Source organism: Mycobacterium sp. TH-M25 (assembly GCF_057473665.1).
In genome coordinates, this window is the sequence record NZ_JBYCLA010000051.1 from 1 (window position 1) to 10,397 (window position 10,397).

Consider the following 10,397-nt stretch of genomic DNA (forward strand, 5'->3'; position numbering starts at 1 on the left):
GGCACTCGGCGGCGACCTGGGCGGCAACCTCACCGCAGTCGGATCCAGCGCCAACATCGTGATGATCGGGATCGCCTTGCGGGCAGGCCATTCCGTCTCGTTTTGGGAATTCACCCGTAAGGGCATCGTGGTCACCGTGCTGTCCACGGTGTTGAGCGCGCTGTATCTGTGGCTGCGATATTTCGTGTTCGCGTAGCCGGTCAGCGCGTCAACAGCGCGAAACACTCGACGTGGTGGGTGAGCGGGAACGAGTCGAACACCGACATTTTTCCCACCGTATAACCGTGACTCTGGTATAGCCCGATATCGCGGGCGAATGATGCTGCCTCACAACCAATATGGACGATGCGCGAGACTTCCGCCGCGGCGAGCAAGTCGATCACCTCGCGCCCGGCTCCACCGCGCGGCGGATCCAGCACGGCCACATCGGCCCGTCCGCGCTGCGCGGTCAACGCACGTCGCACCGAATCGCTGACGACGCGTACCTGCGGACGATCGGCCAATGTGGCACGCGCCGCACGAGACGCCGCTCGCGCGCTGTCGACGGTGAGCACCTGCCCCGACTCCCCGACAGCGTCGGCCAGCGCAGCGGCGAAAAGCCCCGCCCCGCCGTAAAGATCCCATGCGGTCATACCCGGATCGGGTTGAGCCCAGTCGCTCACCAGGTCGCTGTAGGTTCGGGCCGCGTCACGGTGGGCCTGCCAGAAGCTCGTGACCGGCACCTGCCAGCTGTGCCGTCCGGCTCGCTGCACGCCCTGATGACTGCCCTCGACCACCTCGGTCGCATTACGCCGGCCGTGGCGCACCGTGCGTGCGACATGCCGTTGACCGTCGTCGTCGACGACGACGTGCAGGTGCGCGCCGGGCGGCCCACCGAGATCGGTGAGGCCGTCGGTCATTGCCGCCGGTAGTTGACCACAGTTCAGGTCGGGGACCAGCTCGTCGCTGCGATAGCGGTGAAATCCGGGCCGCCCATCCATGCCGACATCGAGTCGGATCCGGGTCCGCCAGCCGGTGGCGCCGGTGGGCGACAATGGCTGGACGTCACCGCACCACTGGTAGTTACCCAGGCGGGCGAGCTGATTGGATACCACTTCGGATTTCAGTGCCCGCGCCGCAGCCGGCTCGACAAAGGCCAGATCGCAGCATCCGGCGCCGTCCACACCGGCGATCGGACACAGCGACACGGTGCGGTCGGGAGACGATTCGACAACCTCGATCGTCTCGGCATGCCAGTACGAACCCCGGTCGGCGGTGACCCTCACCCGGACCTGCTCACCGGGCAGCGCGTGGCGGACGAAGACCACCCGGCCGTCGTGGCGCGCCACACAGCTGCCGCCGTTGGCCGGCGCACCGACCGTCAGCGTCAGCTCCCCCAGCGCCGGCGGTGGCGGCGCGCTGATGTCATAGGTCAATCGAATATCCCCCGACGGGCATCACCGGGCGCCGCGTGCGGCTGCATCGTCTTGAGACGCTCTGACGAATTGAGTTGCCACGGAACCGATGTCACCATAACCCCAGGCATGAACAGCAACCGCCCTTTGAGCCGCAACGCGCTCTGGTTGTGCAGCACATGCTCCCACCAGTGGCCGACCACATATTCGGGCAGAAATACCGTCACCACGCTGCGCGGCGATTCCCTGTTGACCCGTTTCACGTAATCCAAGATCGGGCGCGTGATTTCACGGTAGGGCGAAGCGATGACCTTCAGCGGCACGCTCAGTTCACTCTCTTCCCAGCGGCGGACCAGCGCGCGGGTTTCGGCATCGTCGACGCTCACCGTGACGGCCTCGATCACATCGGGCCGCGTCGCCCGCGCGTAGGCCAACGCTCGCAGGGTCGGCAGATGCAGTTTCGACACCAGGACGACCGCGTGATTCTTGCTGGGCAAGACCATTTCGCCATCGTCGGCGTGCTGCTCGATTTCCCGGCTGACCGAGTCGTAATGCTTGCGAATCAGCTTCATCAGAACGAACAGCAGCGTCATGGCCACAATCGCAATCCAGGCGCCGGCCAGGAATTTGGTGACCATGACGACGAGCAGCACGGCCCCGGTAGCCACGAGTCCAATGGTGTTGACCACCCGTGACCGCATCATCGTTCGCCGGGTGGCTGAGTCGGTTTCGTTGCGCAGCAATCGAGTCCAGTGCCGGACCATGCCAATCTGACTCAACGTGAACGAGATGAACACCCCGACGATGTAGAGCTGAATCAGCGCGGTGACCTGTGCGCGAAATGCAATGATGGCCGCCAACGCCGCGACCGCCAAGAACACGATGCCGTTGGAAAACGCCAGCCGGTCACCGCGGGTGTGCAGTTGGCGAGGCAGGTAGCTGTCCTGCGCGAGAACCGAGCCCAGCACCGGAAAGCCATTGAACGCGGTGTTGGCCGCGAGCACCAGGATCAGGGCCGTCACAATCGCGATCACCAGGAATCCGATGTGGAAGCTTCCGAAGACGGCTTGCGCTATCTGAGCGACGAGCGTCTTCTGCTGGTAGTCGCGCGGAATGCCGCCCAGCTGCGCTGCAGGGTCGTCGACAATCTGAACGCCGGTTTCCTTGGCCAGCAGGATGATGCCGATCAACAGGCCGACCGCAGCCGCACCGAGCATCAACAGCGTCGTTGCTGCGTTGCGCGACTTGGGCTTACGGAAAGCCGGCACCCCATTGCTGATCGCCTCGACACCGGTCAGCGCCGCACAGCCCGACGAGAATGAGCGCGCCACCAGGAAGACGAATGCAAAGCCGGTGATCGCACCGTGTTCGGCATGCATCGTGAACCCAGCGGACTCCGCCCGCAGCGGCTCACCCATCACGTAGATCCGAATAAGTCCCCACGCCAGCATGGCACCCACGCCCACGATGAACGCATACGTCGGGATGGCAAACGCCACACCAGATTCACGGATCCCGCGCAGGTTCAGACCCATCACGAGCAGAATCGCGGCAACGCAGAACAGCACCTTGTGGGTGGCCACGAATGGGATCGCCGAGCCGATGTTCGACATCGCCGACGCCGTCGAAACAGCAACCGTGAGAACGTAATCCACCATCAGAGCACTGGCTACCGTCAGCCCGGCGTCGGAACCGAGGTTGGTGGTGACCACCTCGTAGTCGCCACCGCCGGACGGATAGGCGTGCACGTTCTGCCGGTAGCTGGCCACCACGACCAACATCACCGCCGCCACCGCGACCCCGATCCACGGCGTCAGCGAATAAGCGGTCAGGCCGGCGACCGAGAGCATCAGGAAGATCTCTTCGGGCGCGTAGGCGACCGAGGAGAGCGCATCGGAGGCGAACACCGGCAGGGCAATACGCTTGGGCAGCAGAGTATGGCTCAATCGGTCGCTGCGGAACGGCCGCCCCAACACCAGTCGGCGCGTCGCGGTCGAAAGTTTGGACACGAGAGCCAAGAGTAAAGGCAACCGCGCCTCCCGGTACGGTTCGGTGGACGAGAATGTCTCCCAAGCCGACTGGCCGCTATGGTGGGCGGGTCGAGAGGACCTCTAGTGCGGGTGGTTGTGATGGGGTGCGGCCGGGTGGGTTCGGCGGTCGCCGAAGGCCTGTCCAGGATCGGCCACGACGTCGCGGTGATCGACAGCGACGACACGGCGTTTAGCAGGCTGAGCCCCGATTTCGCCGGTGAAACGGTGCTCGGCATGGGCTTCGACCGGGATGTGCTGCTGAAGGCCGGCATCGACGGGGCCGACGCATTTGCCGCCGTGTCGTCCGGAGACAACTCCAACATCATCTCGGCTCGGCTGGCCCGGGAGACCTTCGGGGTGCGCCGGGTGGTCGCGCGGATCTACGACGCCAAGCGCGCCGAGGTCTATGAACGGCTCGGCATCCCGACGATTGCCACGGTGCCGTGGACGACAGATCGGCTGCTGCATGCGCTCACGCAGGAAAGCGAGACCGCGCGCTGGCGCGACCCGAGCGGGACCGTCGCCGTCCTGGAGGTGGTTCTCCACGAGGATTGGGTGGGCCGAAAAGCGGCCGATCTGGAAGCCGCCACCGGAGCCCGGGCGGCATTCCTGATCCGTTTGGGCACCGGGATACTCCCGGAAACCAAAACGGTCATCCAGGCCGGCGATCAGGTCTACATCGCCGCAATCTCCGGGCGAGCGGCCGAGGCACTGGCCATTGCAGCGTTGCCGCCGAGCGAGGGGGCCGGGTCATGAAGGTCGCTATCGCAGGAGCGGGCGCGGTCGGCCGGTCAGTGGCCCGCGAACTGGTCGACAACAAGCACGACGTGACGTTGATCGAGCGAAAGCCCGAACACATCGACGAGGGCGCCATTGCGGCCGCGCACTGGTGGCTGGGTGACGCCTGCGAGGTGAGCGTGCTCGAGCAGGTCCAGTTGCACGAGTTTGACGTCGTGATTTCCGCCACCGGTGACGACAAGGCGAACGTGGTACTCAGCTTGCTGGCCAAGACCGAGTTCGCCGTGCCCCGGGTGGTGGCCCGGGTCAACGACCCCCGCAACGAGTGGCTGTTCACCGAGGCCTGGGGTGTCGACGTGGCGGTGTCCACCCCACGGATGCTGGCTTCGTTGATCGAGGAGGCCGTCGCCGTCGGAGAGTTGGTGCGGTTGATCGAGTTTCGCAAGGGTCAGGCAAACCTGGTCGAAATCACGTTGCCCGACAACACGCCGTGGGGCGGCAAGCCGGTCCGCAAGTTGCAGCTACCGCGCGACGTCGCGCTGGTGACGATCCTGCGCGGGCCTCGCGTGATCGTGCCGCAGGACGACGAGCCGCTGGAGGGTGGCGACGAGCTGTTGTTCGTCGCTGTCACCGAGGCGGAAGAGGAACTGCGCCGGCATCTGCTGCCGTCGCCGTAAGGGCCTCGGCGTCCAGGGCGCTCTGTGCCGCCCGAATCGCCAGAAACGTCACCAGCGCCGCGACAGCGGCCAGCGGCCAGCCCATCCCGATCCGGGCCACCACCAGCCAACCGGTGCGGTCGGTGTCGTAGAGCGCCCGCTGCACGACGAAGCGCGCGGTGAACACCACCACCCAGGTGAGCGTGGCGACGTCGAACGCATAGACCGCGCGGCGCACGCCACGCCAGCCGCGATCGTGACCGTGCAGCCAGCTCCAGATGTAGCCGACGACGGGCCGGCGGATCACAATCGAGATCGCGAACAGCGCCCCATAGCTCAGCGACGTCCAAATGCCCAGCAGGAAGTAGCCTTTCGACTCCCCGAGCACGTAGGCGATCAACACACAGACGGCGACGCCGATCAGGCCGGAGACGGCAGGCTGGACGGACTCGCGGCGCACCAGACGCCACAGCAGGATCAGCGCCGCGGCGCCGAGCGCGGCGCCGGACGCCGCGGCCAGGCCTATCAGCCGCGAGGTACCGACGAAAACCAGCACCGGAAGCGACGAGTAGACGATGCCGGCAACACCGCCCAGTTGTTGCATCATCCGGTCGGCCGGCGTGCGGCCGAGCTCACGACTCGCTAGTTCGCTGTCGTCGGCGTCTGCGGCACGGTTCACCGCTGAATCTCGTAGTGCGGGTTGTAGATCGCTTTGCTGCCGTTCTCCAGCTTGCCGAGCCGACCGTGCACCCGCAGCGTTCGACCGGACTCGATCCCGGGAATCCGACGCTGACCTATCCACACCAGCTCAATTGTGTCAGTTCCGTCGAACAGTTCGGCGCGGACCCCGTCGGCGCAGCCCTTGCCGTTGCATTCGACGCTACGCAGGGTTCCGACCACGGTGACCTCCTGGCCGCGCTCGCAGTCGATAGCCCGCTGCGCGCCGGTCGTCACCGCCTCGTCGCGCAATTCTTCGGCGTCACGCTGCTCGGGGTTCTCACTCAACCGACGAGTCAGCCGGCGCAGATAACTTTCCGCCGCCATGGCCTCTCCTGAGCGTCTTCACATCGAACCGCGTAGTCGCGATCCTCTCACGACAACGGTCACCGTAGACCCCATGGTTCCCCAACCGTCAAGCGGCGCCCAGGCAATATCTAGGGATGACTGTCGACCTGCGCGGGGTGGCCGCCGTCGTGCTGCCGGGAACGGGCTCCGACGACTGCTACGCCTGCCGGGCGTTCGGCGCGCCGCTGCGTGCCGCCGGCGCGCGGCTGCTGGCGCCGCGACCGCACCCGAGACGATTGATCGACGGCTACCTCGACGCGTTGAACGACGCTGCCCGCGGCGGACCGATCGCGGTCGGTGGTGTGTCGATCGGCGCCGCGGTGGCGGTCGCGTGGGCGTTGCAGCATCCCGATCGCACGGTCGCGGTGCTGGCCGCGCTGCCGGCGTGGACCGGTGCGCCCGACGGTGCGACCGCCGCGGTCACAGCGCGGCACTCCGCACAGCAGCTACGCGACGACGGCCTGGCGGCGACGACGGCGCAGATGCGAGCGTCGAGCCCGCCGTGGCTGGCCGACGAGTTGGCCCGCTCCTGGCGCGGCCAGTGGCCGCATTTGCCCGACGCGATGGAGGAGGCCGCCGGCTATATCGCCCCGACCTACCGAGAGCTGCAGGGTCTGACGACACCGCTGGGCATCGCGGCGGCGAAAGACGACCCGATTCATCCGCTCGACGTCGCGCTGCAGTGGGTGGCCGCAGCGCCGCACGCCGGGCTGCGCACCGTGACCCTGGACCAGATCGGTGCCGACCCCGCCGCACTGGGCGCCGCGTGTTTGGCGGCGCTGAACGCGGCGTAGCGAGCCCGCGCCCCGATCCCCTGGTCAGTCGTCGGCACCGCGCAGTTGCTGCATCGCCGAGCCCGACGCGCTGCGACGCTCCGGCTCCGGTGGTGCGTCTTGGCTGACGGCGGCGTCAGTGTCGGTCGGATCGACCGGCGGCCCGGCAACCCCCTGAGCTGCGGCGGCCTCGCGCAGCTGAGTCGCCATCGGCTCCGGCAGCTGCACCGGCAGCGGAGTGCGCACCGGAAGAGGTGTATCACCGCGACGAATCACGGTGTCCAGCAATGCATTGTGCGCCTGCTCGGTCAGCGCGTCCACGCTTTCGATCGACCCGTTGACCACGCAGCGGATCATCCAGCGGTAGCCGTCAACACCGATGAACCGCACCACACCGGACGCCGTGCCGACCACTTCACGGCCCCAGCGGCCGTCCTGAATGGTGACCGCGGCCCCGTCGTTACGCAGTGAATCCGCCAGTTCGGCGGCCACTTCCCGCCATAGCCCGCCGGTCTTGGGTGCGGCATACGCGGCGATGGTGAAGCGACCGTTGGCCGTCACCACCCACACCGCGCTCGGGACGCCGTTCTCGGTCAATTCGACCTGCAGCTGTGCCGCCTCGGGCAGCGGCACCAGCACCGAACCGAGGTCCAGACGGCCCTCCAACGCGATCGACGACTCGTCGAAGTCCTCGATGTCGAACGGGCCCTCCAGACCGTCGGCGACGAAGGCCTCCGCAGCGGCCTCCGGCTGGCGGTGTGCGGCCACCGCGTCCGGTTCCTCGACCGACCGCCCCTCTTTGGGTTTACGTCTGCCAAATGCCATCACAAGCGCCGCTCCTCCTGCCGTCCCCGTCGCACTGCCCTGTCTATGGTTGCGAGCGGTCAGAGGCTCGCGTGTCCGCCGGAGGAACCGTGACCGCCGGCGCCGCGGGACGTGTCGGCCATACCGGCTTCGTCGAATGACGCCACCTCGACCAAGTCGACCAGTTCGACGCTCTGCACCAGCAACTGGGCGATCCGGTCGCCACGATTGACGACGATCGGCGCCGCAGGGTCGAGGTTGATCAGTGAAACCTTGATCTCACCACGGTAGCCCGCGTCGATGGTGCCCGGGCTGTTGACGATTGAAAGACCCACCCGTGCAGCCAAACCGGATCGCGGATGCACCAGCCCCACCATGCCCACCGGGATGGCAACCGCGATGCCGGTCCGGATCAGCGCCCGGTGCCCGGGCGCAAGCTCGACATCTTCGGCGCTATAGAGATCTACACCGGCATCACCGTGGTGGGCCCGGGCGGGCAGCGGAAGCCCGGGGTCGAGACGAACAACCGCCAGACTGGTCGACACGGGGGCACAGATTACCCTTGGCCGGGTGTCAGTAACGCCAGTCACGCCGCAAAGCGTGCGGTACAGCGAGCGTTTGTGGGTGCCGTGGTGGTGGTGGCCACTGGCTTTTGCCCTGGCAGCCCTGATTGCGGTCGAAGTCAACATGGGCGTGCCGAGCCTGCCGAGTTGGCTACCGTTCGCCGCGTTGTTCCCCGTCGCCGCCGGAGCATTGCTGTGGCTGGGTCGCGTCGAGGTCCGGGTCACCACCGCCGACAGCGGAGTCGAGTTGTGGGCTGGCGAAGCCCATCTGCCGGCCTCGGTCATTTCCCGCTCCGCCGACATACCGCGCTCGGCCAAGTCCGCGGCGCTGGGACGTCAGCTCGATCCCGCCGCCTATGTGGTCCACCGCGGCTGGGTCGGCCCGATGGTGCTGGTGGTGTTGGACGATGCGGACGACCCGACGCCCTACTGGCTGGTGAGTACCCGCCACCCGGAGCGGGTGTTGTCGGCGTTGCGCTCCTAGTCGGCAACTGCCCGACGGTCAAAGTCAGGCCGCGCAGTCCGTACAGATCATCACGCCGCCCTTTTCGCTAGCCAATCGGCTGCGGTGCTGGACCAAAAAACAGCTGGAGCAGGTGAATTCGTCGGCCTGCTTCGGGATGACGCGGACCGACAGCTCTTCGCCGGACAAGTCGGCGCCGGGCAGCTCGAAGGACTCCGCGGACTCGGACTCGTCGACGTCAACAACCGCCGACGCCGCCTCGTTTCGCCGTGCCTTGAGCTCCTCGAGCGAGTCCTCTGAAACGTCGTCGGTTTCGGTGCGCCTTGGGGCGTCGTAATCGGTAGCCATCGTCTGTCCCCTCGTTAACCTGCAAGGTAACCCTGCAAGCAAAGCTTTGTACCAGCGTCGAACGCATCCGCAAAATGATTCGTGCCCGTATTCCTGGTTGATTATGTGTGATTTACCTCACACCAACCGGGCGGCCACACCAGCTCCCGCTGAACACCAGCGCTTTCAGTGCCCTAGAGTTCCCCCGTGGTCGCGCAAATCACTAAGGGTACCGCCGTCGACAAGCACGGTCGTCCATTCCGCCGGCGCAACGCTCGGCCCGCAATCGCCCTGCTGATCGTGCTGCTGGTGGCCAGCGCCGTGGTGTGGACCGTCGCGCTGACCCGCCCGGCGGAGGTACACGAGGCGACGGTGTGCAACCCGCCGCCCGCACCGACCGACCCAGGCCAACCGCGCCTGGGCACCCCGGTTTCACGGAGCACCATGATCAACGTCGCCCCGGCCAAGCTCGCCGACACCAAGGTCCGGGTGCTCAACGCCAGCGGTCGGGGCGGTCAGGCCGCCGATGTCGCGGGCGCCCTGCGCGATCTGGGATTCGCGCAGCCGACGGCGGCCAACGACCCCGTCTACGCCAAAACGCGCCTGCTCTGCCAGGGCCAGATCCGGTTCGGCGAGGCCGGTCAGGCGGGCGCGGCCGCGGTGTGGCTGGTCGCGCCCTGCGCCGAGCTGTACCGCGACGACCGCACCGACGACTCCGTCGACCTGGCCATCGGCACCGAGTTCGGCGCGCTGGCGCACAGCGACGACATCGCCGCGGTGCTCGCCGGCCTCCGCCCGGGCAACACCGAGCCGGCAGACCCCGCGCTGCTGGCCAAGATCCACGCCGGGAACTGTTGACCTCCTCAGCCGGGAATCGGAGCCAAACCGTCGAATTGGCCCAGCGCAGCCAGCAACTGGTCGGCGACGCCGGGCGCCGCGGCGATCACCAGGGCAGCGTCGCCGTCGGGGTCGCCCGGTGCTGGCAACACAACCCGCGCACCGGCCTCGGCGGCGATGAGCGCCCCCGCCGCGGAGTCCCACGTATGCAGGCCATGCTCGTAGTAGGCGTCGAGCCGGCCCGCTGCGACCATACACAAATCGATTGCCGCGGAACCGATTCTGCGTATGTCTCGAACTGACGGTAGGAGCCGCGACACCAGCTGCGCCTGGACCGTGCGGCGGCGCCCGGAATAGGCGAACCCGGTGCCCACCAGCGCCCGCGACAAGTCATCGACGGCGCTGCACCGCAGGCGGCGGGTGCCCTCGGCATCGGTGACCTGGGCGCCGAGTCCGACAGCGGCCGAGTACAGCCGTCCGCCGACGACATCGGCGACCGCGCCGGCCACCGAGACGCCGTCGATCTGCGCGGCCACCGACACCGCATACGCCGGAATCCCGTAGACGAAGTTCACCGTGCCGTCGATCGGGTCGAGCACCCAGGTGACCTCGCCGGGCGCGACGCTCGCCGGATCGGCCGGACCACCGATCTCCTCGCCGAGTATCGCCTCGCCAGATCGCAGTTGCGCCAACCGATCACGCAGCAACCGTTCGGTTTCGGTGTCGACCACGGTCACCGGGTCGGTC

13 protein-coding genes and 1 pseudogene are annotated in these 10,397 nt (G+C 67.3%); 6 read left to right on the plus strand and 8 right to left on the minus strand.

Annotated elements, in window-relative coordinates:
- Nucleotides 1–196, plus strand: a pseudogene (locus tag AC2VOU_RS02040) (hypothetical protein); the annotation flags it as partial.
- A 4-nt stretch (nt 197–200) separates the two neighbouring features.
- Here AC2VOU_RS02040 and AC2VOU_RS02045 read toward each other — a convergent pair.
- Both AC2VOU_RS02045 and AC2VOU_RS02050 read right to left on the minus strand, forming a co-directional pair.
- Nucleotides 201–1,379 (minus strand): class I SAM-dependent RNA methyltransferase, encoded by a 1,179-nt coding sequence (locus AC2VOU_RS02045; protein ID WP_486955869.1) that lies wholly within the window; start codon nt 1,377–1,379, stop codon nt 201–203.
- A 32-nt stretch (nt 1,380–1,411) separates the two neighbouring features.
- Nucleotides 1,412–3,403 (minus strand): APC family permease, encoded by a 1,992-nt coding sequence (locus tag AC2VOU_RS02050; protein WP_486955859.1) that lies wholly within the window; start codon nt 3,401–3,403, stop codon nt 1,412–1,414.
- A gap of 105 nt (nt 3,404–3,508) precedes the next feature.
- On the opposite strand from AC2VOU_RS02050, the gene AC2VOU_RS02055 reads away from it, so the two are divergent.
- Nucleotides 3,509–4,180 (plus strand): potassium channel family protein, encoded by a 672-nt coding sequence (locus tag AC2VOU_RS02055; RefSeq protein WP_486955860.1) that lies wholly within the window; start codon nt 3,509–3,511, stop codon nt 4,178–4,180.
- Complete coding sequence (locus AC2VOU_RS02060) at nt 4,177–4,839, plus strand: potassium channel family protein (RefSeq protein ID WP_486955861.1); 663 nt, start codon at nt 4,177–4,179, stop codon at nt 4,837–4,839. The genes AC2VOU_RS02055 and AC2VOU_RS02060 overlap by 4 nt, the downstream gene beginning before the upstream one ends.
- On the opposite strand, the gene AC2VOU_RS02065 is transcribed toward AC2VOU_RS02060, so the two are convergent.
- Nucleotides 4,790–5,425: a DUF3159 domain-containing protein gene (locus AC2VOU_RS02065; protein ID WP_486955870.1), complete on the minus strand. Its 636-nt coding sequence runs from the start codon at nt 5,423–5,425 to the stop codon at nt 4,790–4,792. The two genes, AC2VOU_RS02060 and AC2VOU_RS02065, sit on opposite strands and share 50 nt — an antisense overlap.
- A 68-nt stretch (nt 5,426–5,493) precedes the next feature.
- Entirely contained in the window at nt 5,494–5,862 is a 369-nt protein-coding gene (locus tag AC2VOU_RS02070; RefSeq protein ID WP_486955862.1) for an OB-fold nucleic acid binding domain-containing protein, read from the minus strand.
- Between the two features lie 116 nt (nt 5,863–5,978).
- On the opposite strand from AC2VOU_RS02070, the gene AC2VOU_RS02075 reads away from it, so the two are divergent.
- A complete protein-coding gene (locus AC2VOU_RS02075) occupies nt 5,979–6,677 on the plus strand; it encodes an alpha/beta fold hydrolase (RefSeq protein ID WP_486955863.1) in 699 nt (232 codons plus the stop codon).
- Nucleotides 6,678–6,701: 24 nt separating this feature from the next.
- Here AC2VOU_RS02075 and AC2VOU_RS02080 read toward each other — a convergent pair whose 3' ends face one another.
- Nucleotides 6,702–7,484, minus strand: a complete 783-nt coding sequence (locus tag AC2VOU_RS02080; protein ID WP_486955864.1) for a DUF3710 domain-containing protein — start codon at nt 7,482–7,484, stop codon at nt 6,702–6,704.
- A 56-nt stretch (nt 7,485–7,540) separates the two neighbouring features.
- A complete protein-coding gene (gene dut / locus AC2VOU_RS02085) occupies nt 7,541–8,005 on the minus strand; it encodes a dUTP diphosphatase (protein ID WP_486955865.1) in 465 nt (154 codons plus the stop codon).
- Nucleotides 8,006–8,030: 25 nt separating this feature from the next.
- On the opposite strand from dut, the gene AC2VOU_RS02090 reads away from it, so the two are divergent.
- Nucleotides 8,031–8,507, plus strand: a complete 477-nt coding sequence (locus tag AC2VOU_RS02090; RefSeq protein WP_486955866.1) for a DUF3093 domain-containing protein — start codon at nt 8,031–8,033, stop codon at nt 8,505–8,507.
- Between the two features lie 24 nt (nt 8,508–8,531).
- Here the strand turns inward: AC2VOU_RS02090 and AC2VOU_RS02095 are convergent, their stop codons facing one another.
- Entirely contained in the window at nt 8,532–8,834 is a 303-nt protein-coding gene (locus tag AC2VOU_RS02095) for a DUF4193 domain-containing protein (protein WP_067332485.1), read from the minus strand.
- Nucleotides 8,835–9,020: 186 nt separating this feature from the next.
- Here AC2VOU_RS02095 and cei point away from each other — a divergent pair, with 186 nt between their 5' ends.
- The gene (cei, locus tag AC2VOU_RS02100) at nt 9,021–9,671 is read left to right on the plus strand and encodes an envelope integrity protein Cei (RefSeq protein ID WP_486955867.1); all 651 of its coding nucleotides are present in this window, start codon (nt 9,021–9,023) and stop codon (nt 9,669–9,671) included.
- Between the two features lie 5 nt (nt 9,672–9,676).
- Here cei and AC2VOU_RS02105 read toward each other — a convergent pair.
- Nucleotides 9,677–10,397 (minus strand): inositol monophosphatase family protein (locus tag AC2VOU_RS02105; protein ID WP_486955868.1); only part of this gene is annotated, 721 nt, incomplete at its 5' end.